The following is a 25,528-nucleotide window of genomic DNA, read 5'->3' on the forward strand; positions in this document are numbered from 1 at the left end:
GTTGTTCATGCCGGTATTCATGCCGACACTCCGCGCGCCGCGAGCGCCAGCCGGACATGCTCGCGATCGGAGAACGGCCGCTTGCGGCCCTGGATTTCCTGCGTGGCCTCGTGGCCCTTGCCGGCCACCAGCACCACGTCGTGCGCGCCGGCATGCTTGACCGCATAGAGGATGGCCGCGGCGCGGTCTTCGATCTGGCGGCCGCGCCGGAAGTCCTGCATGCCGTCGGCGATCGCATCGAGGATGGCCTGCGGGTCCTCGCTGCGCGGGTTGTCGCTGGTCAGCACCACCTCGTCGGCCAGGCGCTCGGCCACCGCGCCCATCTGCGGACGCTTGCCCGGATCGCGGTCGCCGCCGCAGCCGAACACGCACCACAGCCGGCCCTGGCGTGCCGCCACCACGGGACGCAGCGCGCTCAACGTCTTCTCCAGCGCGTCGGGCGTATGCGCATAGTCGACCACGGCCAGCGGCCCTTCCTGGCCGCCGAACAGCTCCATGCGGCCGTCCACCGGGCGCAGCGCGCGCAGTCCCGCCAGCGCCGCGTCCCAGGCGAGGCCGTTGGCCAGCGCCGCGCCGAGCACGGCCAGCAGGTTGCTGACGTTGAATTCGCCGATCAGCGGCGTTGCCACCTCGGCGCTGCCGAAGGTGCCTTCGATCCTGAATACGGTGCCGGTCGGGGTCGCCTTGACGCCGGTGGCGCGCAGCCACGCCGCGTTGCCGCTGAAGCCCGTTGCACCGGCCGGGCCGCCGATGCCGTACTCGATCACCTGCCGCGCCGCCACGCCGGCCGCCAGCAGGCGCCGCCCCATCGCGTCGTCGCGGTTGATCACCGCGGCCTGCAGCTTCGGCCAATGGAACAGCAGCGTCTTGGCGGCCTCGTACTCGGCCATGGTGCCGTGATAGTCGAGGTGATCCTGCGTCAGATTGGTCAGCACCGCGACCTGGAACGGCGTGCCGGCAACCCGGCCCTGCTCGAGGCCGTGCGAGGACACTTCCATCGCCACCGCGGCCGCGCCGGCGGCGTGCAGCTCGGCCAGGCTGTCCTGCAATTGCACCGCGTCGGGCGTGGTGAAGCCGGTGTGCTGCAGCGCGTCCGGGAAGCCGCTGCCGAGTGTGCCGATGGTCGCGCAGCGCGTGCCCGCGGTTTGCAGCACGCGCGCCAGCCACTGGCTGCACGAAGTCTTGCCGTTGGTGCCGGTGATGCCGGTAATCGCCAGTCCGCGCGCGGCGTTGCCGTACCAGGCGGCCGCGATCGGCCCGGCGAGCCGCTCCAGCCCTTCGATGGGCAGATGCGGCACGGCCTCGCCATGCGGCCAGTCGTAGCCGCGGCTCTCGTAGACCACCGCGGCGGCGCCGCGCGCCAGCGCCTCGCCGATATAGGGACGGGCGTCGGTCGACAGGCGCTGGTTGCCCAGCACATAGGCGAAGAAGATATCGCCCTGGCGCAGCCGGCGCGTATCGCCGGTCAAGCGGGCGGTGTCGCTGGCGTGCTGGCGCAACCAGGCCGCTGCCTTGGCAGCGGCCTGTTCGACGGCGGCGTGCTTGCTGCGAGCGGTCATCGGGTCGTGCTCCCGGATCCGCGGGCGGACAGGGTTTCGGGCGGCGTGTCGGGCAGGGTTTCGGGCACGCTTTCGGTGACCACCAGCTGCCGGATCGGCGAGTCGGGCTGCACGTTCAGCGCACGCAGCGTGCCGCCGGTGATCGCGGCGAATACCGGGCCGGCGACCGCGCCGCCATAGTGGCTGCCGGAGGTCGGCTCGTCGACGCTGACGGCGACGATGATGCGCGGGTTCGACATCGGCGCCAGGCCGATGAACGAGGCGCGGTACTTGCTGCGGTCGTAGCCGCGGCCGACGTGCTTGTAGGCGGTACCGGTCTTGCCGCCGACGCGGTAGCCCATCACCTGGGCCTGCGTCGCGGTGCCGCCGGGCGCCGTCACCATCTCCAGCATGCCGCGCACATCGCGCGCGACCTGGGGCGAGATCACGCGCTCGCCGCTGGCCGGGCCGTCGGTGCGGAACATCGTGATCGGAATCAGCTCGCCGTCGTGCGCGAAGATCGTATAGGCGTGTGCCATCTGCATCAGCGACACCGACAGGCCGTAGCCGTACGACATCGTCGCCTGCTCGATCGGGCGCCAGCTCTTGTACGGGCGCACGCGGCCCGCGGCGGCGCCGGGAAAGCCGAGCTTGGGCGCCTGGCCGAGGCCCAGGCTGGTGAACATGTCCCACATTTCCTGCGGCTTCATCAGCATCGCCATCTTGATGGTGCCGATGTTGCTGGACTTCTGGATCACGCCCGCGACGGTCAGCGGCCCGTAGTTATGGGTATCGGAGATGGTCGCGCGCTCGAAGGTGTAGCGGCCTTCGGTCTGGAACACCGTCGACGGCGTCACGCGCTTCAGTTGCAGGGCCAGCGCCGCCGTGATCGGCTTCATCATCGAGCCGGGCTCGAAGGTGTCGGTCAGCACGCGGTTGCGCAGCTGTTCGCCGGACAGCCGCGCGCGGTCGTTCGGGTTGTAGCTGGGCCAGTTGGCCAGCGCCAGCACCTCGCCGGTCTGCGCGTCGAGCACCACCGCGCTGGCGGCCTTGGCCTTGCTGCGCTCGGCCACCGCCTTGACCTCGTTGAACGCCAGGTACTGGATCTTGGCGTCGATCGACAGCTGCAGGTCCTGGCCGTCGCGCGGGCTGCGCAGCACGCCGATGTCCTCGACCACGCGGCCGAGCCGGTCCTTGATGACCTGGCGCGCGCCGGCCTTGCCGGCCAGCACGCCTTCGCGCGCCAGTTCCATGCCTTCCTGGCCGCGGTCCTCGACGTTGGTGAAGCCGACGATATGGGCCATCGCCTCCCCTTCCGGGTAGAAGCGCTTGTACTCGCCGCTCTGGTGCACGCCGTCGATCTTCAGCGCGGCGATCTTCTCGGCCACGTCGGGCAGCACCTGCCGCTTCAGATAGACGAAGCTCTTGTCCTCGGTCAGCTTCTTGCGCAGGTCCTTCTCGGACATGTCGAGCAGCCTGGCGAGCTGGCGCAGCTTGCCCGGATCCAGGCTCGACGGCACGTCCTCGGGCACCGCCCAGATCGCCTTGACCGGCAGGCTGGTGGCGAGCACCAGGCCGTTGCGGTCCAGAATCTTGCCCCGCGTGGCGGGCAGCTCGAGCGTGCGCTGGAAGCGCTTCTTGCCCTCGGCCTCGTAGAACTGATTGCCCGGGCCCTGGATCCACAGCGCGCGCATGGCCAGCGCGACGAAGGCCGCGAACATCAGGAACACCACCAGCTTGGAGCGCCACATCGGCAGGCGCAGGCCAAGCACCGGGCTGGCCGAGAACTGGCCGGAACGCGGGCGCGTGGCAGCCGGGCGCGCGGCGCGCGGACGGTGCAGGCTCGGGCGGGCCATCGTCATGGACGGACCTCCGCCGCGGCGTCACGCTGTTCTTTCTCCGCACCGCCGGCGCCATTGGGGACGCTGGCGCCATTGGTGCCGTCGGCGCCCTCGGCGCGCGGCAGCACGATGCCCTGCAGGTATTGGGTACGGCCGGGGCTGACCGGCGACATCTTCAATTGCGCGCGGGCCGCGTCGGCGATGCGCGCGCTCTTGGACAGCGCGCTCTGCTGGTATTGCAGCCGCGACCAGTCGGTCTCGAGCTGGCGTTCCTCGGCCTGCTCGCGCTCGAGCGCGACGAACAGCGTGCGCGCCTCGTGCTGGGCGCTGACCAGCGACAGCGCGCACAGGATTAGCGCGCCGAGCAGGAAGAAGGTCAGGCGGTTCATGCGCGCGCCTCACCCAGCGGCGCGGCGGGCGCCAGTTTTTCAGCGACGCGCATCACCGCCGAACGCGCGCGCGGATTGCCGGCGATCTCGTCGGGACCGGGCTTGAAACGGCCGAGCAGCTTCATGGTCGGCTGGGGCAGGTCGGCCGCGCGCAGCGGCGCGCGCCGCAGCGCCGGATCGGCGTCCTGCTGCGGGCGTGCGTGCGCCTGCATGAACCGCTTGACGATGCGGTCCTCCAGCGAATGAAAGCTGATTACCACCAGCCGTCCCCCTACCTCGAGCAGATCGTAGGCCGAGCTCAGACCGCTTTCGAGGTCCGCAAGCTCTTGATTGATGAAAATCCGTAGAGCCTGAAAGGTGCGGGTCGCAGGGTCCTGACCCTTCTCGCGTGTCTTGACGGCTTTCGCCACGAGCGCGGCAAGGTCGGCAGTAGTGGCGAGGCGTCCGCCATCGCCGGGTTCGCTCCGGCGAGCAACAATCGCCTTTGCAATCTGTACAGCAAACCGTTCTTCCCCATAGTCTCGTATCACCCTCGCGATGTCCTGCTCGTCGGCCTGCGCCAGCCACTCGGCGGCGGTGGTGCCGCGCGTGGTGTCCATGCGCATGTCGAGCGGGCCTTCGAACCGAAACGAAAACCCCCTCGCTGCGTCGTCGATCTGGGGCGAGCTGATCCCCAGATCGAGCAGCACGCCCGCGACCTTCGCGCCGGCCAGGCGCTCGCCCATGGCGGCGAAGCTCGCGTGCTCAATAGAGAAGCGGGCATCCTTGATGGTGCCCGCTTCTGCGATTGCTGCCGGATCCTTGTCGAAGGCGACCAGTGCCCCTTCGGGCCCCAGCCGCGCCAGCACGGCCCGGCTGTGCCCTCCCCTGCCGAAGGTGCCGTCCACGTACACGCCGTCGGGCCGCCACACGAGCGCATCGACGGCTTCGTCCAGCAGCACGGTGCGATGGCGCAGGGGGGTGGGCCCCGGCGTACGGGTCGGTTCCATAACCACTTCAGAAAGAGAAGTTCTTCAATGCTTCAGGCATGCCCTGCGCCATCGCCTGCTGTTCCTTGGCGGCGTAGGTCGCGGCATCCCAGACCTCGAAATGGCTGCCCATGCCGAGCAGCATCACTTCCTTGTCCAGCATGGCGGCGCTGCGCAGCTCCGGCGCGATCAGCACGCGCCCGGCGCTGTCCATTTCGACGTCCGCGGCATTGCCCAGAAAAATGCGCTTCCACCAGTGCGCATCCATCGGCAACGCCGCAATGCGAGTGCGAAAGGTTTCCCATTCCGGCCGGGGAAAGAGCAACAGGCATCCATCCGGGTGCTTGGTCAGCGTCACCCGGCCCTCGGCCTGTTGTTGCAGCGCTTCCCGATGCCGCGTCGGAATCGACATCCGACCCTTGGCATCGAGGGAGAGCGCCGATGCTCCCTGAAACAAGTTCACCCCCGTCCCGCGCCTGCCTGCTGGGGCTTGGCGTGGCGTTGACTGGTCCGCTTCGGCTAGTGCACATCATCCCACACCGAAGCCCTTTCCTCACACAAAAATACACTTCCTCACACTATTCCCCACTTTAGAGGAAGCCTATTGGCCGGTCAAGGCTCGTCAACGGTGCCAAAAAGGCGTTTTTCGGAATCAGAACAAAGACTTAGCGCAAGGCGAGCGCGCACCAGGAAGGTGAATTCCTAATGAAATGAAGGTCTTAGGGGAGAAAGCCGAGAAACCACCTGAGAACTACGCGGGGAGAAGTCGCTGGCGCAAGGAAATACCGCGGTCCCGAGCCCGGCCAAAGGATACAACGATTCGGCGCCGAGAGCCGCTGGGAAGCGCCCGCAGCTCGGGCCAGCAGAGGCGGCCCGCCAGGGGTCCGGATGGTCAGTGGCGGACCGGCGGATCGGTGGGCGCCGTCAGATCCATCAGACCCATCAGACCCATCGATCCATCAGATCCATCAGATTCATCAGATGCGATACGCGGTGGTGGTCATCACGCGCGAGGCCGCGCGCATCGCCGCCCGTACCGGGGCGGGCAGCGTGATGCCGCCGGCTTCGCGGGCGCTGGCACCGTGGCGCGCCTCGTCGTCGCGCATCTGCTCGAGGATCGCGCGCGAGCGCGCGTCGGCGGGCGGCAGCTGCTCAAGATGCCCGGTCAGATGCTGCTCGACCTGACGCTCGGTCTCGGAAACGAAACCCAGGCTGGCGCGATCGCCCGCACGTCCGGCCAGCCAGCCGATCGCGAAGGCGCCGGCATACCACAGCGGGTTCAGCAGGCTGGGTCGCGATCCGAGTTCGCGCAGACGCTCGGCGCACCAGCCGAGGTGATCCTCCTCCTCGCGCGCGGCGGCATCCATCTGCGCGCGCACCGCGCCGTCGCGCGCGGTCAGCTTCTGGGCCTGGTACAGCGCCTGGGCACAGACCTCGCCGACATGGTTGACCCGCATCAGCCCGGCCACATGCCGGCGCTCGCCCGCATCGAGGTGCGTGTCGTCGTGCTCGGGCAGCGTCTCGGCCGGGCTGGGGCGCCCCGCACGGGTCGCGCCGGTGATGGCGCGCAGGGCGACGTCGAATTCGTGGATCAGCTTGTCCATGTCGGTACGGCGGAGCGGCCAGCGTGACGTGAAAGTGACGATGAGCCGCCATGGGTCGGTTCGGGGAATTCCCGCATTGTACCGCCACCGTTTCGGCAGCCCCGCGCGGGGCGCCTTGCCAGTACTGGCTTGGGCTGGCGGGCTACTCCAAAACCCTGAGTTGTTAAAAGCCGACAATAGAACGACTGTGCGATTGTGCAAACAATGCCGTTTGTTACAGTACCCGACAACTTCTCGCGAAGTTGGGTGCGCAGGTGTTGGAGAGCTCAGGAGGCTGCCTCGCGCATCACCAATAATTCTTACTACAGGAGATAAACCAGCATGAAGAAGTCGCTTCTTGCATTGGCCGCGCTCGGCGCTTTCGCCGGCACTGCGCAGGCTCAGTCGAGCGTCACGCTGTACGGGGTGGTCGATGCCAACATCGAATACGTCAGCAACATGTCTTCCACCTCCCCGGGTACCGCAGGGTTCCCCGGCCGCGGGGAGAACAGGTTTGGCGTGACTTCGGGCGGTCTGTCCGGTTCGCGCTGGGGTCTGCGCGGCGTGGAAGACCTCGGTGGCGGCCTGAAGGCGCTGTTCGTGCTGGAAAGCGGCTTCGGCGTGGACGATGGCCGCATGCAGCAGGGCGGCCGCCTGTTCGGTCGCCAGGCCTACGTCGGCATCGAGAGCAACCAGATCGGCCGCATCACGCTGGGCCGCCAGTACACCTCGATGTTCGATGCGTTCGCCAACTTCTCGCCGACCGGCTACGCGACCCAGTACGAACCGATCGCCTATCAGCTGGGCACCAACTTCCGTTCGGACAACACCGTCAAGTACACCGGCAAGCTCGGTCCGGTGACCGCGATCGCCCACTGGTCGTTCGGCAACGGCGTGGCCGGCGGCGGCGAAGTGCCGGGGCAGTTCCGCCGCGACACCGGCTACGGTGGCGCAATCGCCTATGCGGCCGGCCCGCTGGGCGTGGCGATCAGCTACGACCAGTCGAACCCGACCGTGGCCAATACGGGCGGCGACACGGCCACGTTCCGCAAGGCTGGCGCCGCGGCGAGCTACGCCTTCGGCCCGGCCAAGCTGATGGCCGGCTACCGCTGGGGCCAGAACAAGGCCCCGAACGACGCCACCATCTATCGCGACGACTACTACTGGGCAGGCGCCAACTACCAGGCCACCGCCGCGCTGGGCCTGACGCTGGCGTACTACTACGCCGACGTCAAGAACCTGAACGGCGTCAACGCTCCGAACCCGTGGCAGGTCAGCTTCGTGGCGGACTACAACATCACCAAGCGGACGGACATCTATCTGACCGCGGCCTATGCCAAGAACGCCGGCCTGAACTTCGACAGCGCCGTCATCAGCTTTGCCAACGGCTACCCGCTGGGCGCCGGCGAAGACAATATGGTGGGCGTGGGCATCGGCATCCGACACAAGTTCTGAACAACAGCAGTTCCGCGAGCCCGCTCGCTTTCGAAAGGCACCTACGGGTGCCTTTTTTATTGGCCGTCGTGACTGCGCTGGCCCGGCCATAGGGCTTCACCTCATCGGCATTGCCACGCCCGCGCCACTAGAATGCAGCAGTCCGGCGACCCGCCGGCCGACCAGCGACAACACGACGCGCTTGCCGAAGGCGCGCAAGGAGACGACCCGATGCAAGCCCCCCGCCGCCGCGCCTTCCGTCTGACGCTCGCCGCCATGCTGACCGGAATTGCGGCAATGGCCGGCCCCGCGTGGCTCGCGCCCGCGCATGCCGCGGATCCGGCCGCCTATCCGGCCAAGCCGATCCGCATGGTCGTGCCCTTCGCGCCGGGCGGCACCACCGACATCCTGGCGCGCGCGGTCGCCGCCGAGCTGTCGAAGCTGCCGGGCTGGAACGTGGTGGTCGACAACCGGCCCGGCGCCGGCGGCAATATCGGCGCCGAGATCGTCTCCAAGGCCGAGCCCGACGGCTACACGCTGCTGATGGGAACCGTCGGCACCCACGGCATCAACCAGTCGCTGTACAGCAAGCTGCCGTACGACCCGATCAAGGACTTCGCGCCGATCACCGAGGTCGCCGCGGTGCCGAACGTGCTGGTGCTGAATCCGGCGTTCGCCCAGCAGAACAAGATCAACAGCGTCAACGACCTGATCGCCTATGCGCGCGCCAACCCCGGCAAGCTGAACATGGCCTCGAGCGGCAACGGCACCTCGATCCATCTGGCAGGGGAACTGTTCAAGACGCAAACCCGTACCTTCATGGTCCACTTCCCGTACAAGGGCAGCGGCCCGGCGCTGACCGATCTGGCCGGCGGCACGATGCAGGTGATGTTCGACAACCTGCCGTCGTCGATGTCGCTGATCAAGGCCGGCAAGCTCAAGGCGCTGGCGGTGACCAGCGCCAAGCCATCGCCGGCGCTGCCCGACCTGCCGACCATCGCGCAGGCAGCCAGGCTGCCCGGCTACGAAGCGAGCTCGTGGTTCGGCCTGCTGGCACCGGCCGGCACGCCGCCCGCCATCGTCTCGCGGATCCAGCAGGAAGTAGCCAAGGCGCTGGGCACGCCGGCGATGCGCGAGAAGCTGCAGGCGCAGGGCGCCGAACCGGTCGGCAGCACGCCGCAGCAGTTCGCCCAGCATATCCGCGCCGAAACCACCAAATGGGCCAAGGTGGTCAAGGACTCGGGCGCCAAGGTCGACTGATCCATCGCGCGGGGCAGCGGCCGCGGGAGCGCTTGGCCGCCCGCTTAAGGCATATACTTCAGGCGTCAACATTCTTCCCCTGGCCGCCTGCAATGCCGACCTCCGCCGCCGACGCCGCGCCCAACGCGGCGCCAGTCGATCTCGAAACCCGCGCCGACGACGCCAGCCACGAGGCGCTGCGCCTGTGGCTGCGGCTGCTGACCTGCACCAATCTGGTCGAGTCCGATATCCGCAGCCGGCTGCGCGAGTCGTTCGGCTGCACGCTGCCGCGCTTCGACCTGATGGCGCAGCTCGAGCGCCATCCCGAGGGCCTGAAGATGGGCGAGCTGTCCCGCCGCATGATGGTCACCGGCGGCAACGTGACCGGCATCACCGACCAGCTGCAGCAGGAAGGGCTGGTTTCGCGCGAGCCGCTCGCCAACGACCGGCGCGCCTATCTGATCCGGCTGACACCCGCCGGCCGCGCCGCCTTCACGCAGATGGCACGCGCGCACGAGCAATGGGTCGAGCAGCTGTTCGGCGGGCTGGCAGAAACCGAGCGGCGCGCGCTGTTCAAGCTGCTGGGCCGCCTCAAATCGACACTGGTGTCCGCATGAAATTCCTATCGTCGCAACAGCGGTCCCAACAGCGGTTCCAACAGCGGTCCCAACAGCGGTCCCAACAGCGGTCGCAACGGCAACCGTTGCGCATCGCCCGTGTATCTGCGCTGGCCGCCGCGGTGGCCGTGGCAGCGCTTGCGAGCGCCTGCGCCAGTTCGCCCAGCGCGCCACCGGCGCCGCAGATCACGCCGGTCAATGCCACCGTCAAGCTGGGGCGCATCGCCGAGAAGCGCTTCGTCACGCGCGTCGATGTCGAGCAGGCGCGCGGCTATTCGGGCTACGGGGTGGGGGTGGGTGCCGCCAGCGGCGGCGGATGGCACGGCGGTGGCGTGGGAGTGGGCCTGGCCTTCGACCTGGGCCGGCTGCTGAACCGTCCGCCGACACAGCAGGTCGACATCTTCGCCTACGAGATCAGACTGACCGACGGCACCAATGCGACGATCAACGGCCCGTCGGCGCCGGGCCTCGATGTCGGCAGCTGCGTGCGCGTGGTCTATGCCGATGGACGGCGCGAGCCGGGGCTGGCGCCGTCCAACGAGTGCTGAGCCGGCGCCGGCATGGCCGGCGCCCTGAAGGCGGTCAGGCCGCCTTGCGCGCGTCGCGCAATTCGCGCCGCAGGATCTTGCCGACGTTGGTCTTCGGCAGCTCCGTGCGGAACTCGACGTACTTGGGCCGCTTGTAGCCGGTCAGCCGGTCCTTGCAGAACGCGATCACATCCTGCTCGGTCAGCGACGGATCCTTCTTGACCACGAACAGCTTGACCACCTCGCCCGAATGCTCGTCGGGCACGCCGACCGCCGCGACTTCGAGCACGCCCGGGCACTCGGCCACTACCCCTTCGATCTCGTTCGGATAGACGTTGAAGCCCGACACCAGGATCATGTCCTTCTTGCGGTCGACGATGCGGGTATAGCCGCGCTCGTCGATGATGCCGATGTCGCCGGTCTTGAAGAAGCCGTCCGGCGTCATGACCTTGGCGGTCTCGTCCGGCCGGTTCCAGTAGCCGGCCATCACCTGCGGTCCGCGGATGCAGATCTCGCCCGGCTGGCCCGGCGGCACGTCGCGGCCGTCGTCATCCCGGATGGCGATCTCGGTCGACGGGAGCGGCAGGCCGATGGTGCCGGAAAAGGCGTCGGTGTCGGTCGGATTGCAGGTCGCCGACGGCGAGGTCTCCGACAGGCCATAGCCCTCGATGATCGGGCAGCCGGTCTTGGCGAGCCATTTCTTCGCGACCGCCTCCTGCACCGCCATGCCGCCGCCGTTGGCCACGCGCAGCCCCGAGAAATCGACCTTGTCGATGTCCGGATGATTGATCAGCGCGTTGTACAGCGTGTTGACCGCCGGGAACATGTGGAAGCGGTACTTCTGCAGTTCCTTGATGAAGCCCGGAATGTCGCGCGGGTTCGGAATCAGCACGCTCAGGCCGCCGCTGCGCATGCCCAGCAGCGCGCAAACGGTCAGCGCAAAGATGTGGTACAGCGGCAGCGCGGTGATCGTCACCACTTGATCGATCGGCGCGCCCTTGGCCAGCGCCGGCTGCATCCACGCCTGCGACTGCAGCACGTTGGCGACCACGTTCCGGTGCAGCAGCACCGCACCCTTCGATACCCCGGTGGTCCCGCCGGTGTACTGCAGGAAGGCGATATCGTCCGGACCGGTATCGACCGGCTTGCGCTGCAGCCGGCCGCCCTCGGCCAGCGCCGTGGGGAAGCGCACGCAGTTGGGCAGTTCCCACGCCGGCACCATCTTCTTGACGTTGCGCACGACGAAGTTGACCACCGCGCCCTTGAGCCCACCCAGCATGTCGCCCATGCTGGCGACCACCACGTGCTTGACCGGCGTGGCGGCCAGCACCTGCTGCAGCGTGGCGGCGAAGTTCTCCAGGATCACGATCGCCTCGGCGCCGCTGTCCTTGAGCTGGTGCTCGAGTTCGCGCGGCGTGTACAGCGGGTTGACGTTGACCACCACCATGCCCGCGCGCAGCACGCCGGCCAGCACCACCGGATACTGCAGCACGTTCGGCATCATGATCGCGACCCGTGCGCCCGGCTTCAGCCCGCGCGCCTGCAGCCAGGCGGCGAAGTCGCCGGACAGCCGGTCGAGCTCGGCATAGGTGATCGCCTTGTCCATGCAGATGAAGGCGCGCCGGTCCGCGTAGTCCCGAAAGGATTCCTCCAGCAGTTGGGCAAGCGACCGGTACTGGCTGGCGTCGATCTCGGCGGGCACGCCTGCCGGATAGTGTTTCAGCCACTGCTTTTCCATATGCCGTCTCCTGGTTTCTGAATGATCGTTCGATTTTTGGGATGTCAAACGGCGATGCTAAACGGCGGGCCCCCTTAAGACAACACCAGGACGGCACGTTAGATGAAGTCCTCTGAACTGCCGCCAGTGTAATGGTCGCGCAGCGCGCCAACGGTGCGCCGGCCGCTGGGGGAATACCCCTAGGACCCGCCCGCCATGGCGTCGTTGCCCGCTTCGGTCGCGGTAGCGGTGGCTGGGGCCGTGGCCGGGGCGGTGACCGGATCGGCCGCCGCATTGACGGTCGCCGCCTCGCCGGGCGCCAGCGCCCGCAGCCGTGCCTTGCGCTGTTCGGGCTTGAGCTTGCCGATGCGCTCGGCCTCGGCATAGAAGCGCTCCCAGTCGCCGCCGCATTGTTCGAGCAGCGCCAGGAACGCCGGCACCCATTGCTGATAGGTGGCGACCGCGGCCAGATGAGCGTTGGTCAGCGGCTGCGAGAACCAGCGGTCGTAGCCGCTGTAGCCGCCCCACGATTCCTTCAGCGTTGCATAGCGCTGGCGCAGCGCGGCAAAGATCGCCGCCTTGCCGGCACGCTTGGCGTCGTCGTCGATCGGCTTGCGGTACAGCGCATCGAGTTCGGCGCGCGCCTGCAGCAGCATCGCTCGGAACTGCTGCCGGCGCGCGTCGTACTGCCGATAACTGGCGCGCGCATCGGCGGAAGCTTCGCGCGCCAGCCAGCGCTCGACGCCGGCGATCTCCACCGCGCTGGCAAACGACTCGTTGAAAGTGGTGTCGTTGCGCACGTAGACCACCTGATGCGCCAGCTCGTGGAAGATCATCCGCGCGAGCTCGCCCTCGGGCAGATAGACGAAGGTATTCAGCAGCGGATCGTCGAAATAGCCCAGCGTCGAATAGGCGGGCACGCCGGCCACATAGGTCTCCAGCCCCTCGCTGCGCAGCGCCGCGGCATAGCGGTGCGCATCCTCGATCGCGTAGTAGCCGCGATAGTTGATGCAGCCGACCACCAGGAAGCACCACTTGTGCAGCTCCATCGACAGCTCGGGCGTGGCGAACACGCTCCACACCACATAGGGCCGATGCAGATTGGCGTAGCGGCGGTAGCTGCCGTTGTCCGGCAGCGCCAGTTCGCGCGAGGCGAAGTCGCGCATGCGGGCGGCCAGCGCCAGCCGTTCGGCCAGCCGCTTGTCGTTGCTGCCGTTGGCGTAGGCGATCGCCTCGGACAGCGGCGTGGCCTGCGCCATCACGCCCAGATGGCCGCTGATCGACTGCGCGTAGTACCCCACCGCCTCGCAGCCTGCCAGCAGGCCGCCCAGCGCGAGGGCGGCCAGCGCGGCCGCCACGCGGACGCGAGCCGGCCGCCGGGTCATCACGTCACCGCCTGCGCGGCGGCCTCCACCTGCACCAGGCAGTCGTAGAAGACCGGCGCGCGGCCCATGTCGGTCAGGCGCTGGCTGGTCAGCTCGTTGGCGTTCTTGCCGTCCGGCGCGAGCTTCTTCCACCAGATCGACAGCCCGACCACCAGCCCACGGCGCGCGCGGTCGGTGACGCGGGCACGCGCCTGCATGCTGCCCCGGTCGTTGAAGGCGCGCACCATCATGCCGTCGACGATGCCACGCGCCGCGGCGTCGTCCGGATGGATGTCCAGATGCGGCTCGCCCTCGGTGGCGCGCAGGCTGTCGACGTTGACGAAGGTGCTGTTGAGGAAATTGCGGGCCGGCGGCGAGATCATCGCCAGCGGATAGCGCGCGGCCAGCTCCGGCGCGCTTGCAGGCGCCTCGTACGGCGGCACGTAACCGGGCAAGGGATCGAGGCCGTCCTTGACCATCTCGGCTGCGTAGAACTGGCATTTGCCGGTCGGGCTCGGGAAGCCGCCCTCGGCAAACGGCGCCGCCGGCAGCTTCAGCTTCTGCCAGCCGGTTTCCTTCAGCGTCTGCCAGTCGATGCCGGCCGCGCGCGGATCGCCTCGCACGATCGCCTGCGCGGCGATGTCCTCGTCGCTGTCGGCAAAGCACGGGTCGTCAAAGCCCATGCGCCGCGCCAGCCGCCGGAAGATCTCGGTATTGGGCAGCGCCTCGCCGAGCGGCGCGATGGCCTGGTTGTTGGCAAGGAAATAGGTGTGGCCGTAGGCCTTGTGGACGTCGACGTGCTCGAGCTGCGTGGTGGCCGGCAGCAGGATGTCGGCGTAGTCGGCGGTATCGGTGCGGAAGTGTTCCAGCACCACCGTGAACAGGTCCTCGCGCGCGAAGCCCGCGGCCACCTTGCTGGAGTGCGGCGCGACCGCGACCGGATTGCTGTTGTAGACCACGATCGCCTCGAGCGGCGGCGTGCCGGCCGGCAGCCCTTCGCCGAGCAACGCATCGCCGATCGTCGACATATTGATCGTGCGCGGCAGCTTCGGCCAGCTCGGCAGCAGGTCCGGGCGCTGCAGCGCGGCGTTGTCGATCGGGAAGAAGCCCGAGGTCGACAGCTGCAGGCCGCCGGCGGCGTGGCGCCACGCGCCCACCAGCGACGGCAGGCAGGCCACCGCGCGCACCGCCTGGCCGCCGCCGTGGGCGCGCTGCATGCCGTAGTTCAGGCGGATCGCCACCGGTTGCCGTTCGCGCACTGCGAGCGTGCCGTACAGGCCGGCAAGCCATTCGATGTCTTCGACGGCGACGCCGCACAGTTCGGCAGCGCGCGCCGGCGAATACTGCGCCGCGCGGTCGCGCAGCGCGTCGAAGCCGACCGTATGCCGGGCGATGTAGTCGTGGTCGAGCAGGTCGTCGCGGATCAGCACATGGATGATCGCCAGCGCCAGCGCGCCGTCGGTGCCCGGCATCGGCGCGATGTGCCGATGGCACTTTTCGGCGGTCAGCGAGCGGTACGGGTCGATCGCCACGAGCGTCGCGCCGCGGCGCTTGGCCTGCTGCACGCGCGTCCACAAATGCAGGTTGGAGGCGATCGGATTGCCGCCCCAGATCACGATCAGCTTCGCGTCCTCGATATGCTCGATGTCCATGCCGACGCTGGCGCCATAGGTGTAGCGCAGCGCGGTGGCGCCGGCGCTGGCGCAGATGGTGCGGTCGAGCAGCGAGGCGCCGAGCTTGTGGAAGAAGCGCGCGGCCATGCTTTCGCCCTGCACCAGCCCCATCGTGCCCGCGTAGCTGTAGGGCACGATGGCCTGCGGATCGCGCGCGGCGATCGCGCCGAGGCGCTCGGCGACGATGTCGAGCGCCTCGTCCCAGCCGATCGGCGCGAACTGACCGCTGCCCTTGGGGCCGACCCGCTTCATCGGGGTCAGCAGGCGGTCGGGATGATAGGTGCGCTCGGTATAACGCGACACCTTGGTGCACAGCACACCCTGTGTGCCCGGGTGGTCCGGATCGCCCGCGACCTTGACGGCGCGGCCGTCCTCGACGGTGACGAGCAGCGCGCAGCTGTCGGGACAATCGTGCGGACAGGCGGCGCGGACGATGCGGGTGGACATGGGTTCTCCGGGGGCGATGGTCTTTGTGGCCGATTGTATTCGATCGGATTCCATCGGATTCGATCCGATTCCATCAAACAGCGGCCGGCGGACCGGCCCGCTGCCCTTGCGTCCCCTTCCCGCCCCTTCTCGCCCTTCTGGTCCGCTTCCGCGCGCCGTTGCGCCGCCCGCGGCCCGCCCTCAGCGCTGGTCGTTCAGATGGCAGGCCGACATCCGCAGCGGTGCGATCTCCTTCAGCGCAGGGGCCTCCTCCCGGCAGCGCGGCATCGCATGCGGGCAGCGCGGATGGAAGTGGCAGCCCGAGGGCGGATGCAGCGGCGACGGGATCTCGCCCTGGATCGCCACGTAGGTCTTCTTGCCGACCTCGAGCTTCGGCGCCTCGGCCAGCAGCGCCTGCGTGTACGGGTGATTGGGCGCGGCGAACACCTGCTCGGTCGGCGCCGACTCGACCACGCGGCCCAGATACATGATCACCACGCGGTCGCTGATGTGCTTGACCACGCCAAGATCGTGGCTGATGAACAGATAGGTGAGGTTCAGCTCCTCGCGCAGCCGGATGAACAGGTTCAGCACCTGAGCCTGGATCGACACGTCGAGCGCCGCCACCGATTCGTCGCAGACCAGAAATTCCGGCTGGACCGCCAGCGCCCGCGCGATGCCGATGCGCGCGCGCTGGCCGCCCGAGAACTGGTGCGGAAAGCGCCGCAGCACGGTCGGATCCATGCCGACCCGTCTCAGCATCTCCTCGACATAGGCCTTCTGGCCGGAGGCCGGCACGATGCCATGCACCACCGGCGCCTCGCCGACGATGTCGAGCACACGCAGCCGCGGGTTCAGCGACGCGTACGGGTCCTGGAAGATCATCTGGATCGCCAGCTGCTTCTCGCGCTTCTTTTCCGCCGGCAGCTGCTCCAGATCGATGCCCTTCCACAGCCGCGTGCCCTCGGTCAGCGTATGCAGACCGACCGCCATCCGGCCCAGCGTCGACTTGCCGCAGCCGGATTCGCCGACCAGGCCGACCACCTCGCCGGCGCGGATGGCCAGGTCGACGTGGTCGACCGCATGCACCACCTCCTCCTTCGCATGCGCGCCGAACAGATTGGCGATGCGGGCGGCGGCGTCGAGCGACTTGACGAAGCGCTTGGATACGCCGCGCAGTTCGAGCAGCGGCGTTTCCGCCGGCGACGCGGCAGCGGGTCCCGCGGGGCGCGCCGACGGCGCGTCGATCACGGACATCTCGGTCATGCGGCCTCCTGGGTTTCGAGCACCGGGTGGAAGCAGCGCAGGCGCCGTCCGTCGGGCGTGCTGCTCAGCGGGGGCTCGGTGCGGCAGATCTCGGTGGCGCGCGGGCAGCGCTCGCGGAACGCGCAGCCGCCGGGCAGGTTCAACAGCGACGGCGTCATGCCGGGAATCTGCCGCAGCGGCGTGCCGCGCGGATTGCGCGACGGCGCCGAGCCGATCAGCCCGTGCGTATAGGGATGTTCGGGACGCTCGAGCACCTGGCGCACGTCGCCGGCCTCGACGATCCGGCCCGCGTACATCACGCAGACGCTGTCGGCCAGCCCCGCGATCACCGACAGGTCGTGCGTGATCCAGATCAGCGCGGTGCCGGACTCGCGGCACAGCTTCTGCATCTCGTAGAGGATCTGGCCCTGGATCGTCACGTCGAGCGCGGTGGTCGGCTCGTCGGCGATGATCAGGTCGGGCTTGTTCAGCAGCGCGATGGCGATCGCCACACGCTGGCGCATGCCGCCGGAGAACTGGTGCGGATAGGCCTGCAGCCGCTCGTCCGGCGACGGAATGCCGACCCGCGCCAGCGCATTGCGCGCGCGTTCGCGCGCCACCGCCTTGTCGACCTTCTCGTGCGCCAGCACCGCCTCGATCATCTGCGTGTCGATGCGCAGCACCGGGTTCAGCGTCATCATCGGATCCTGGAAGATCATCGCGATGCGGTTGCCGCGCACGTTGCGCATCTGCGCCGGCGTCAGCCTGCGCAGGTCGCGCGTGACGCCGTCGCGGCTGGTCAGCTCGATGCGCCCGCCGACCACCTGCCCCGGCGGGTCGATCAGGCCCATGATCGAATAACCGGTCATCGACTTGCCCGAGCCGGACTCGCCGACCAGGCCCATGATCTCGCCGCGGCCGATCGAGAAGGACACGCGATCGACCGCGCGTGCGACGCCGCCGCGCGTGAAGAAATGCGTCTCCAGGTCCTCGACCAGCAGTGTTGGTTTGCCGCTCATCCGGTACTCCCCTTGTGGCGTCGTCTCTTAAAGCGTCTGCAGGCGCGGGTTCAGGACGTCGCGCAGCTGGTCGGCGACCAGGTTCATCGCGACGATGGTGATCACCAGCGCAATGCCGGGGAAAAAGCTGATCCAGTACTTGCCGGACAGCATGTACTGCTGCCCGTTCGAGATCAGCGAGCCGAGCGACGGCTCGGTGATCGGCACGCCGAGGCCAAGGAAGGACAGCGTGGCCTCCAGCGTGATCGCCGAGGCCACCTGCAGCGCCGCAATCACGATCAGCGGCGGCAGGCAGTTCGGCAGCAGGTGGCGGAACATGATGCGCCGCGCCGGCAGGCCGAGGCAGGTGGCCGCCTCGATATATTCCTTGCGCCGCTCGACCAGCGCCGCGCTGCGCGTGGTGCGCGCGTAGTAGGCCCACTGCACCGCGACCAGCGCGATCACGATATTGCCGATGCCCGGCCGCAGGAAGGCCAGCAGGATCAGCGCCAGCAGGATCGGCGGGAACGACAGCTGCAGATCGGCGACGCGCATGATCAGCGCCTCGATGCGTCCGCCCACGAAGCCGGCGATCAGACCGAGCGTGGCGCCCAGCACCAGCGCGATCACCGTGCTGACCACGCCGACGCCGATGCTGATGCGCAGGCCGTACATCACCGCGGAGAGGATGTCGCGGCCCTGCTCGTCCGAGCCCAGCAGGAACGTCATGCCGTTGCCGGCCACCTCGCCCGGGGCGAGGCGCGCGTCGAGCACGTCCAGCGTCGCCAGGTCGTAGGGGTTCTGCGGCGCCAGCCACGGCGCGAAGATCGCGATCAGCACGATCGCGATCAGCACGGCCAGGCCGGCCACGGCGATCTTGCTGGAGAAGAACTGCCGGGCGAAGCGGCGCCATGGCGTGTCGACGCCAGCAGTCGCGGACGGCGTCGGCGTGCCGGTCGGGGTGCCCGGGGGACCGGCGGGAATATCGGTGGTGGGGGCCGGCAGCCCGTCGGGCGTGCCCGGTTGCGTAGCGATGGTCATGGGATCAGCCCTTGTTGTCGGCGATGCGCACGCGCGGGTCGAGCACGCTGTAGATGATGTCGACCGCCAGGTTGATCAGGATGAACAGCGTCACGATCACCATCAGGTAGGCGACGATCACCGGCCGGTCCAGCAGCTGGATCGAATCGATGATCAGCTTGCCCATGCCGGGCCAGGCGAAGATCGTCTCGGTGACGATGGCGAACGCGATGATCGAGCCGAACTGCAGCGCGATCACGGTGACGATCGGGATCAGGATGTTCTTGAGCACGTGCACGCCGACGATGCGCGTATTCGACAGGCCCTTGGCGCGCGCGAACTTGACGTAGTCCTGCAGCATCGCCTCCTGCGTGCCGGCGCGCGTCAGCCGGATCACCATTGCGATATTGAGCAGCGACAGCGTGACGGCCGGCAGGACCAGATGGCGGATGCCATCGACGGTCAGGAAGCTGACCGGGATGCCGAGCACCGACACGGTCTGCCCGCGGCCGTTCGACGGCAGCCAGCCGAGCTGCACCGCGAACACCATGATCAGCATCAGGCCAACCCAGAAGGTCGGCAACGAGAAGCCGAGGATCGACACCGTCATGATCGACTTGCCGGCGATGCCGTTGGGTCGCAGTCCGGCCCACAGGCCGAGCGGGATGCCGAGCACGATCGCCAGCAGAATTGCCGTGACCGCCAGTTCCATGGTCGCCGGCATCCGCTCGAAGATCAGCTTCAGCGCCGGCGTGCCGTGCGCGAACGAGATGCCCAGATTGCCCTGCAGCGCATTGGTCAGGAAGATCCAGTACTGCTCCCACAGGGGCTTGTCCAGGCCCAGCGCGGCGATGGTGCGCTTGATGTCCTCCTGATCGGCCTGCGGATTGATCAGGATGTCCACCGGATTGCCGATGGCGAACACACCGAGAAAGACCAGCAGCGACATGACGAAGAGCACGACCACGCTCTGCATCAGGCGCCGGATGATAAAGACCAGCATAGTCGGGACGCTTTTCCTTCGCCGCCGGCGCTGCGCACCGCCTTGGCCCTCGCGACGAGCTGCGCGAAGGCGTGCGGCGGAACGCGGCACCGGCTGACGGCTATCGCCGCGCGATCTTCAATCGAGCGGCTGTTTTCGTGGCGATCGGCGCATGGCCGGGTCCGCGCGCACGGCGGAGCCGGCTGCGCGCGGCGCTCCGGGATGGGCGCGCGGCGCCATTGGGCACCGCGCGCGCCGGGGCTGTCAAGTGAACGGCCTGCCGGCAGCCCTGCCGCTGTTACTGCTGCGGCTTGAAGTTGTGCGCGTAGGTCCGTTCGTCGGTCCGCGGCACGTAGGTGATGCCCTTCTGCGTGGCCCAGGTGGTCACCTGCTGATGGATCGGAATGATGCCGCCGTCGTTGATCGCGATCGCGGTCGCCTCCTGCAGCAGCTTCGAGCGCTCGCCGTCGTCGACGGTCCGCAGCGCCTTCTCCAGTACCTCGTCCATCTTCGGATTGCAGTACTCGCCCCAGTTGGTGGTGCCGAAGCCCTTCTTGGCATCCTCGCACGCCAGCAGCGCGCGCAGCGGCGAGCTGACCTCGCCGGTCTGCGCGCCCCAGCCGAGCAGGCCGAACGACCATTCGTGCTTGATGCCCTTGGACGAGTACGTCGCCATCGGCATGCCTTCGACCCGCGTGGCGATGCCGATCCGCGTCAGATTCTGCGCGATGGTCTGCGCGATCTTCTCGTCGTTGACGTAGCGGTTGTTCGGCGTATGCAGCGTCACGCCGAAGCCGTTCGGATAGCCGGCTTCGGCCAGCAGCTTCTTGGCCCCTTCAGGGTCGTACTTGACCGTCTTCAGATTCGGGTTATGTCCGAACAGCGTCGCCGGCACCAGATTGTTGGTCGGCTCGGACAACCCTTCCATCAGCCGGTCCTTGATGCCCTGGCGATTGATGGCCATGCTGATGGCGTTGCGCACGCGCGCGTCCTTCAGCGGGTTCTTGTCCATCGGCTGGCCGTCCTTGGTGGTCACGTACGGCGACTTGTCGCGCTTGGCATCGAAATACAGATAGATCACGCGGTGCGAGATCTTCGAGAAGAACGACAGCTTCGGATTCTTGCGCACCTGAGGCAGGTCCGGCGTCGGCACGTTCTCGATCGCCTGCACGTCGCCCGACAGCAGCGCGGCCAGGCGCGTGGCCGGATTCGGGATAAAGCGCAGCGTCACCTTGTCCCAGGCCGGCTTCGCGCCCCAGTAGTCGGGGTTGCGCGTCAGCTCGACCCGGTCGTCGCGCGCGTAGCTGACGAACTTGAACGGGCCGGTGCCGATCATGCCCTTGCCCTGGGCGAAATCGTCCGAGTTCAGGCCCTGCGTGGCCTTCTTCTGCACGATGAAGATCGAGGTCAGATCGTTCAGCACCAGCGGATAGGGCTGCGCGGTGATCAGCTGGATCGTGTTCGGATCGATGACCTTCTTGGCGACGATGGCCTTGGTGTAGACGTCGAACTTGCCCGGACTGTTCTGGATCGTTGCCGGGCGGTCCAGCGACCACAGGATGTCCTCGGCGGTCAGCGGCGAGCCGTCATGGAACTTGACGCCCTTGCGGATCTTGAACTCCCAGGTGGTCTCGTTGACCAGCTTCCACGACTCGGCCAGGCCCGGAATGATGCGGCTGTCCGCGTCCATCTTGATCAGGCTGTCGAAGATGTGCTCCGACACGTTGATGTTCGAGAACAGGTTGTAGAAGTGCGGGTCCATCGAGGTGGGCGGCGAGCTCATGGCCAGCTTGAAATCGGCTGCCAGTGCCTGACCGCCGGCGCCGAAGCTGATGGCTGCGGCGAGCAGGACGGTTGCAAATGCCTTCTGGTGGTGGCGAAGCGGCATCGAGCGATTCTCCCGAAAAGTGGGGGCAACTATAACGAGCGGCCTCTGACCGTCGCAAGCTGCGACGCCGCAAATTGGTGCAGGCGTCGGAATGCAAGCGGGGCCCGGCTCTCGGACGCGGTACGGCAAGCATTAACTGTTCCAGTAGAGAAGCACCGGCGGCAATGCGGGGAAACCCACCTCCGCCGGCGGACGTGTCGAATCGGGCCGGCATTTTGGCCGGTATATTGGCCGACATATTGGGGACATGGCGGGGCCGCCTCGCGCCGTACGGGTTTTGGCGCATTCGGGCCGGGCGTCGTATGATCCTGATGTTTCACCCCGGGTTTCCCCCGCTGTTTCCCGATTATCCGAACCCGGTTTTCCGAGGGTTTTCCCCCTGATTCATTACCGTTTACCGCTCTTGCCACGGCCATGACACTGATCCCCGAAATCCTCCAGGCGCAAGACGAGATCCGTTCGATCCGCCGCGATATCCACGCTCATCCGGAACTGCGATTCGAGGAGCAGCGCACCGCCGACGTGGTCGCGCGCACGCTGACCGACTGGGGCATCGAGGTGCACCGTGGCCTCGGCAAGACCGGCCTGGTCGGCGTGATTCGCAATGGCACCAGCGCACGCAGCATCGGCCTGCGCGCCGACATGGACGCACTGCCGCTGCAGGAGGCCAATACCTTCGGCCACCGCTCGCAGCACGACGGCAAGATGCACGCGTGCGGCCACGATGGCCATACCGCGATGCTGCTCGGCGCGGCCCGTTATCTGGCGAAGCACCGCAACTTCGACGGCACCGTCAACCTGATCTTCCAGCCGGCCGAGGAAGGCGGCGGCGGCGCGCGCGAGATGATCCGTGACGGGCTGTTCGAGCGCTTCCCTTGCGACGCGGTGTTCGGCATGCACAACTGGCCGGGCATGCCGGCCGGGTCGTTCGGCACCTGCCCCGGCCCGCTGATGGCCTCGAGCAACGAGTTCCGCATCGTCGTGCGCGGCAAGGGCGCGCATGCGGCGATGCCGCATAACGGCAACGATCCCGTCTTCACCGCGGCGCAGATCGTCGGCGCGCTGCAGGGCATCATCACCCGCAACAAGCGGCCGATCGACGCGGCGGTGATCTCGGTCACGCAGTTCCACGCCGGCGACGCCACCAATATCGTGCCCAACGAAGCGTGGATCGGCGGCACCGTGCGTACGTTCACGCTGGCGGTGCTCGACCTGATCGAGCGCCGCATGAACGAGGTGGCGCGCGCCGTCGCCTCGGCCTTCGACTGCACGATCGAATTCAGCTTCGAGCGCAACTACCCGCCGACGGTCAACAGCGCCGCCGAAGCGGCCTTCGCCGTCGAGGTCGCGCGCGAACTGGTCGGGGCCGACAACGTCGACCCGAATATCGAACCCACGATGGGTGCCGAGGACTTTTCCTTCATGCTGCTCGAGCGCCCTGGATGCTATCTGTTCATCGGCAACGGCGAGGGCGGGCACCGCGAAGCCGGCCATGGCATCGGGCCCTGCATGCTGCACAACCCCAGCTACGACTTCAACGACGAGATCCTGCCGGTCGGCTCGACCTTCTTCGTCAAGCTGGTCGAGAAATGGCTGGCGCCGGCGTGAATGGCGCGAATGGCGTGAATGGCGTGAATGGCGTGAGCGGGGCGGGCGGAACGGGTCCTGGCGGTGTGGCGGACACGGCAACGGCCCGGCCGGCGCTACCCGCGCTCGATATCGCGACCGCCAGCGCGTTCGCACAAGTCGCGCTGGAAAACATCCTGCGGCCCTATCCCTACCGGGTCGACCACATGATGATGGGCCCAGGGGACCTGGCCGAGCCGCGCGCGGTGCATCCGGTCTATTTCGGCAGCTATGACTGGCACTCGAGCGTGCATATGCACTGGCTGCTGGTCCGGCTGCTGGCCAGGCGGCCCGACCTGCCGGAAGCGGGCGCGATCCGCGCGACGCTCGATATCCAGTGGCAGCCGGAGGCGGTCGAAGCCGAGCTGGCGTATTTTCGGCGGCCGGGCTCGGCGACGTTCGAGCGCCCTTATGGCTGGGCCTGGATTCTGCGTCTGCAGGCCGAGCTGCGGCAGTTCCCTGGCGCCGACGAACAGATACAGCGCTGGACGCGTGCCTGCGAACCGCTGGCGACCTATCTGGCCGGACGGCTGACCGACTATCTCGATATCGCCGACTTCCCGATCCGCACGGGCACGCATGCCAACAGCGCCTTCGCGCTGGTGCTGGCGGACGGCTATGCCCGCGCCGAAGGCCATCCGGCGCTGCGCCGCGCGATCGCGCGGCAGGCGCACCGCTGGTTCGGCCACGACCAGCGCTACCCCGCCCGCTATGAGCCGGGCGGCGACGAGTTTCTGTCGGGGGGCCTGATGGAGGCGGTGGCGATGCGCCGCGTGCTGGACGACTGCGCGTTCGCCGAATGGTGGGAAATGTTTGCGCCCGCGCCGATCGATCTGGCGACCTGGCTGACGCCGGTGACCGTCGGCGATCGCACCGACCCGAAGCTGGTGCATCTGGACGGGCTGAACCTGTCGCGCGCCTGGTGCTGGCGCCTGCTGGGACCGTCGCTGCCGGAACCGCTGCGGGCGAAGGCGGCGGGCGCCTGGGCCGATCATCTTGACGCGTCGCTGGCGCAGGCGGTCAGCGGGGACTATGTCGGGACGCACTGGCTGGCGTCGTTCGCGGCGCTGGCATTGACCGACCCCGTGGTGCCCTGATTTCGCCCGACCCTTGCCCCTTAAGGCGCGCCCGCCGCTGCGGACCGTGCCCGTGCGGACATGCGCACGCTAGTCCAGGGCGATGTCGCCATACCAGGCTTCCGCCTGGCTCTTGGTGTTGTCGGTGTCGGTCATGATGCCGACCGCGAGCAGCCGCCCGGGCTCCTTGCCGAAGGCGGCGCGATAGTCGGCGCGCAGATCGCGCTCGTGGCAACGCCATTGCCTGGCGTGCCGGGTGCCGGAATCCACGACGATCATCCGAACGCGCTCGGTATGGGGATTCGGAATGACGGTGCCTTCCGGACGTTTCGCGCCCCAGATGTACATCAACGTCGCGTAGGGCATCTCGCGCCCGGTCATCAGCCGCGCCATTTCGTCCATCAGATGATCCTTCAGCGACAGCGTGCTCTTGTCGCCGTCGAAGGCCACGAACACCCGTAGCGGTGCATCCTCGCGCGGACCGGTGGCGTTATCTCCGTCGGCGATGATGTCGCGGGTCTTCCAGGCCCAGCGCAGTTTGCCGGGGTCCCGCGGCTTGAGGGGAACATAAAGGCCAGAGGCGGAGCCGTCGGCGCGGGCATGCAACACGACGCGCTGGTCAACCTCGGTCAACGCATATTGCGTCGGCGTCTTGCTGCGGTTGACGGTCCAACTATGCCAGCCCACCGGCAGCGCCTGCTCGGGGCCGAACGTGGAAAATAGCGGAAGTTGCTGCAACGGCATCGGTTCCGCCGCTTCGTGTTCGCTTTGGTCGCTAACTTTCTGAAGCGAGGCCGGCTCGTTGGGGCGGTGCAATGCCTCGGTCCGCAGCGATTTGGCGGTGGAGGCAGCGAGCCGCTGGTGGAACTTGCGGCAATCCAGAGGCGATATCTTGGCGACCTTGGGGGCCTGCGGTGTACCGGCGGCGGTGTCCGGCGACGAGGAAGGAGGGGTTGCGCATCCTGTCAATGCAACGGCGGTCGCCAGGACGAATCCTGCAAACACCGGCCCGCGCAGGCCCATACCGATGATCCCGGCCCTGTTTGCGGCCATACCTTCCCCCGAACTTCCCGACCGCCCAGGACGCGTTGGGCCCGGGCTTGATTGCGTGACGATGGCGTTGGCCTGCCCCGAAATGGGCCGATGCAAGCGCCGAGCGACACCATAACAGAGCCCTTCAGGAGCGGGAACCGGTGACTTCACCCGGGCGGCAGATCTGTTGTATTCCGTCTGCGCCGCCGGTCTGTCGGTGTGGGTGTCTTTTCCGCCGCCGCAAAGCAAAACGCCCCAGACCTTGGAGGATCTGGGGCGTTTTCAAAGGAGAGCCTGGCGATGACCTACTTTCACACGGGTAGTCCGCACTATCATCGGCGCGAA

At 67.8% G+C, this 25,528-nt stretch carries 21 protein-coding genes; 6 read left to right on the top strand and 15 right to left on the bottom strand.

The window, feature by feature from the left end; all coding sequences use genetic code 11:
- Positions 1-17: 17 nt before the first annotated feature.
- The 6 genes from HTY53_RS01760 to coq7 form a co-directional block, all read right to left on the bottom strand.
- A complete protein-coding gene (locus tag HTY53_RS01760; RefSeq protein WP_174104644.1) occupies positions 18-1,559 on the bottom strand; it encodes a UDP-N-acetylmuramoyl-L-alanyl-D-glutamate--2,6-diaminopimelate ligase in 1,542 nt (513 codons plus the stop codon).
- The gene (locus HTY53_RS01765; protein ID WP_174104645.1) at positions 1,556-3,400 is read right to left on the bottom strand and encodes a peptidoglycan D,D-transpeptidase FtsI family protein; all 1,845 of its coding nucleotides are present in this window, start codon (positions 3,398-3,400) and stop codon (positions 1,556-1,558) included. Before HTY53_RS01765 ends, HTY53_RS01760 begins: the two co-directional genes overlap by 4 nt.
- Positions 3,397-3,768: a cell division protein FtsL gene (gene ftsL / locus HTY53_RS01770; protein WP_174104646.1), complete on the bottom strand. Its 372-nt coding sequence runs from the start codon at positions 3,766-3,768 to the stop codon at positions 3,397-3,399. Before ftsL ends, HTY53_RS01765 begins: the two co-directional genes overlap by 4 nt.
- Positions 3,765-4,757 carry a 16S rRNA (cytosine(1402)-N(4))-methyltransferase RsmH gene (rsmH, locus tag HTY53_RS01775; protein ID WP_174104647.1) on the bottom strand — a complete coding sequence of 331 codons (993 nt, stop codon included), beginning with the start codon at positions 4,755-4,757 and terminating at the stop codon, positions 3,765-3,767. Before rsmH ends, ftsL begins: the two co-directional genes overlap by 4 nt.
- A gap of 7 nt (positions 4,758-4,764) precedes the next feature.
- Positions 4,765-5,193 carry a division/cell wall cluster transcriptional repressor MraZ gene (mraZ, locus tag HTY53_RS01780; RefSeq protein ID WP_006577764.1) on the bottom strand — a complete coding sequence of 143 codons (429 nt, stop codon included), beginning with the start codon at positions 5,191-5,193 and terminating at the stop codon, positions 4,765-4,767.
- 520 nt (positions 5,194-5,713) lie between these two features.
- Positions 5,714-6,340 carry a 2-polyprenyl-3-methyl-6-methoxy-1,4-benzoquinone monooxygenase gene (gene coq7, locus HTY53_RS01785; RefSeq protein ID WP_174104648.1) on the bottom strand — a complete coding sequence of 209 codons (627 nt, stop codon included), beginning with the start codon at positions 6,338-6,340 and terminating at the stop codon, positions 5,714-5,716.
- Positions 6,341-6,661: 321 nt separating this feature from the next.
- On the opposite strand from coq7, the gene HTY53_RS01790 reads away from it, so the two are divergent.
- The 4 genes from HTY53_RS01790 (at position 6,662) to HTY53_RS01805 (ending at position 10,157) form a co-directional block, all read left to right on the top strand.
- Positions 6,662-7,774: a porin gene (locus HTY53_RS01790; RefSeq protein WP_174104649.1), complete on the top strand. Its 1,113-nt coding sequence runs from the start codon at positions 6,662-6,664 to the stop codon at positions 7,772-7,774.
- A gap of 210 nt (positions 7,775-7,984) precedes the next feature.
- Positions 7,985-9,013: a tripartite tricarboxylate transporter substrate binding protein gene (locus tag HTY53_RS01795; protein ID WP_174104650.1), complete on the top strand. Its 1,029-nt coding sequence runs from the start codon at positions 7,985-7,987 to the stop codon at positions 9,011-9,013.
- 92 nt (positions 9,014-9,105) lie between these two features.
- Complete coding sequence (locus HTY53_RS01800; RefSeq protein ID WP_174104651.1) at positions 9,106-9,609, top strand: MarR family winged helix-turn-helix transcriptional regulator; 504 nt, start codon at positions 9,106-9,108, stop codon at positions 9,607-9,609.
- An 86-nt stretch (positions 9,610-9,695) separates the two neighbouring features.
- A complete protein-coding gene (locus HTY53_RS01805) occupies positions 9,696-10,157 on the top strand; it encodes a hypothetical protein (RefSeq protein WP_254599733.1) in 462 nt (153 codons plus the stop codon).
- A gap of 34 nt (positions 10,158-10,191) precedes the next feature.
- Here HTY53_RS01805 and HTY53_RS01810 read toward each other — a convergent pair whose 3' ends face one another.
- The 8 genes from HTY53_RS01810 to HTY53_RS01845 all read right to left on the bottom strand — a co-directional run bounded on the left by HTY53_RS01810 (position 10,192) and on the right by HTY53_RS01845 (position 21,449).
- On the bottom strand, positions 10,192-11,874 hold the full coding sequence (locus HTY53_RS01810) for a long-chain fatty acid--CoA ligase (RefSeq protein WP_174104652.1): 1,683 nt from the start codon (positions 11,872-11,874) through the stop codon (positions 10,192-10,194).
- A 179-nt stretch (positions 11,875-12,053) separates the two neighbouring features.
- Positions 12,054-13,238: an aminopeptidase gene (locus HTY53_RS01815; protein ID WP_174104653.1), complete on the bottom strand. Its 1,185-nt coding sequence runs from the start codon at positions 13,236-13,238 to the stop codon at positions 12,054-12,056.
- Complete coding sequence (locus HTY53_RS01820; RefSeq protein ID WP_174104654.1) at positions 13,238-15,337, bottom strand: molybdopterin-containing oxidoreductase family protein; 2,100 nt, start codon at positions 15,335-15,337, stop codon at positions 13,238-13,240. Before HTY53_RS01820 ends, HTY53_RS01815 begins: the two co-directional genes overlap by 1 nt.
- Before the next feature lie 180 nt (positions 15,338-15,517).
- Complete coding sequence (locus HTY53_RS01825) at positions 15,518-16,582, bottom strand: ABC transporter ATP-binding protein (protein ID WP_254599734.1); 1,065 nt, start codon at positions 16,580-16,582, stop codon at positions 15,518-15,520.
- Complete coding sequence (locus HTY53_RS01830) at positions 16,579-17,580, bottom strand: ABC transporter ATP-binding protein (protein ID WP_150082090.1); 1,002 nt, start codon at positions 17,578-17,580, stop codon at positions 16,579-16,581. Before HTY53_RS01830 ends, HTY53_RS01825 begins: the two co-directional genes overlap by 4 nt.
- A gap of 27 nt (positions 17,581-17,607) precedes the next feature.
- Positions 17,608-18,600: an ABC transporter permease gene (locus HTY53_RS01835; RefSeq protein WP_238512789.1), complete on the bottom strand. Its 993-nt coding sequence runs from the start codon at positions 18,598-18,600 to the stop codon at positions 17,608-17,610.
- A gap of 4 nt (positions 18,601-18,604) precedes the next feature.
- Positions 18,605-19,582, bottom strand: a complete 978-nt coding sequence (locus HTY53_RS01840) for an ABC transporter permease (protein ID WP_174104655.1) — start codon at positions 19,580-19,582, stop codon at positions 18,605-18,607.
- A gap of 277 nt (positions 19,583-19,859) precedes the next feature.
- Entirely contained in the window at positions 19,860-21,449 is a 1,590-nt protein-coding gene (locus HTY53_RS01845; protein WP_174104656.1) for an ABC transporter substrate-binding protein, read from the bottom strand.
- A 414-nt stretch (positions 21,450-21,863) separates the two neighbouring features.
- Here HTY53_RS01845 and HTY53_RS01850 point away from each other — a divergent pair, with 414 nt between their 5' ends.
- Positions 21,864-23,057: a M20 aminoacylase family protein gene (locus tag HTY53_RS01850; protein WP_174104657.1), complete on the top strand. Its 1,194-nt coding sequence runs from the start codon at positions 21,864-21,866 to the stop codon at positions 23,055-23,057.
- Positions 23,039-24,172, top strand: coding sequence for a DUF2891 domain-containing protein (locus HTY53_RS01855; protein WP_217435449.1), 1,134 nt, complete (start codon positions 23,039-23,041; stop codon positions 24,170-24,172). Before HTY53_RS01850 ends, HTY53_RS01855 begins: the two co-directional genes overlap by 19 nt.
- 69 nt (positions 24,173-24,241) lie before the next feature.
- Here HTY53_RS01855 and HTY53_RS01860 read toward each other — a convergent pair whose 3' ends face one another.
- Positions 24,242-25,204 (bottom strand): DUF3047 domain-containing protein, encoded by a 963-nt coding sequence (locus HTY53_RS01860; protein ID WP_254599735.1) that lies wholly within the window; start codon positions 25,202-25,204, stop codon positions 24,242-24,244.
- Positions 25,205-25,528 lie beyond the last annotated feature (324 nt).

Origin of the sequence: Cupriavidus gilardii, assembly GCF_013314895.1 — a bacterium.
Taxonomy (GTDB): domain Bacteria; phylum Pseudomonadota; class Gammaproteobacteria; order Burkholderiales; family Burkholderiaceae; genus Cupriavidus; species Cupriavidus gilardii_C.

What these genes read in the sequence shown, in the direction of transcription:
- HTY53_RS01815 (WP_174104653.1), bottom strand. Translation starts at nt 13,238, where the DNA reads ATGACCCGGCGGCCGGCTCGCGTCCGCGTGGCGGCCGCGCTGGCCGCC.
- HTY53_RS01760 (WP_174104644.1), bottom strand. Translation starts at nt 1,559, where the DNA reads ATGACCGCTCGCAGCAAGCACGCCGCCGTCGAACAGGCCGCTGCCAAG.
- ftsL (WP_174104646.1), bottom strand. Translation starts at nt 3,768, where the DNA reads ATGAACCGCCTGACCTTCTTCCTGCTCGGCGCGCTAATCCTGTGCGCG.
- HTY53_RS01820 (WP_174104654.1), bottom strand. Translation starts at nt 15,337, where the DNA reads ATGTCCACCCGCATCGTCCGCGCCGCCTGTCCGCACGATTGTCCCGAC.
- HTY53_RS01830 (WP_150082090.1), bottom strand. Translation starts at nt 17,580, where the DNA reads ATGAGCGGCAAACCAACACTGCTGGTCGAGGACCTGGAGACGCATTTC.
- HTY53_RS01850 (WP_174104657.1), top strand. Translation starts at nt 21,864, where the DNA reads ATGACACTGATCCCCGAAATCCTCCAGGCGCAAGACGAGATCCGTTCG.
- HTY53_RS01860 (WP_254599735.1), bottom strand. Translation starts at nt 25,204, where the DNA reads ATGGCCGCAAACAGGGCCGGGATCATCGGTATGGGCCTGCGCGGGCCG.
- coq7 (WP_174104648.1), bottom strand. Translation starts at nt 6,340, where the DNA reads ATGGACAAGCTGATCCACGAATTCGACGTCGCCCTGCGCGCCATCACC.
- HTY53_RS01855 (WP_217435449.1), top strand. Translation starts at nt 23,039, where the DNA reads ATGGCTGGCGCCGGCGTGAATGGCGCGAATGGCGTGAATGGCGTGAAT.
- HTY53_RS01810 (WP_174104652.1), bottom strand. Translation starts at nt 11,874, where the DNA reads ATGGAAAAGCAGTGGCTGAAACACTATCCGGCAGGCGTGCCCGCCGAG.
- HTY53_RS01835 (WP_238512789.1), bottom strand. Translation starts at nt 18,600, where the DNA reads ATGACCATCGCTACGCAACCGGGCACGCCCGACGGGCTGCCGGCCCCC.
- HTY53_RS01840 (WP_174104655.1), bottom strand. Translation starts at nt 19,582, where the DNA reads ATGCTGGTCTTTATCATCCGGCGCCTGATGCAGAGCGTGGTCGTGCTC.
- HTY53_RS01765 (WP_174104645.1), bottom strand. Translation starts at nt 3,400, where the DNA reads ATGACGATGGCCCGCCCGAGCCTGCACCGTCCGCGCGCCGCGCGCCCG.
- HTY53_RS01825 (WP_254599734.1), bottom strand. Translation starts at nt 16,582, where the DNA reads ATGACCGAGATGTCCGTGATCGACGCGCCGTCGGCGCGCCCCGCGGGA.
- HTY53_RS01790 (WP_174104649.1), top strand. Translation starts at nt 6,662, where the DNA reads ATGAAGAAGTCGCTTCTTGCATTGGCCGCGCTCGGCGCTTTCGCCGGC.
- HTY53_RS01795 (WP_174104650.1), top strand. Translation starts at nt 7,985, where the DNA reads ATGCAAGCCCCCCGCCGCCGCGCCTTCCGTCTGACGCTCGCCGCCATG.
- rsmH (WP_174104647.1), bottom strand. Translation starts at nt 4,757, where the DNA reads ATGGAACCGACCCGTACGCCGGGGCCCACCCCCCTGCGCCATCGCACC.
- HTY53_RS01800 (WP_174104651.1), top strand. Translation starts at nt 9,106, where the DNA reads ATGCCGACCTCCGCCGCCGACGCCGCGCCCAACGCGGCGCCAGTCGAT.
- HTY53_RS01845 (WP_174104656.1), bottom strand. Translation starts at nt 21,449, where the DNA reads ATGCCGCTTCGCCACCACCAGAAGGCATTTGCAACCGTCCTGCTCGCC.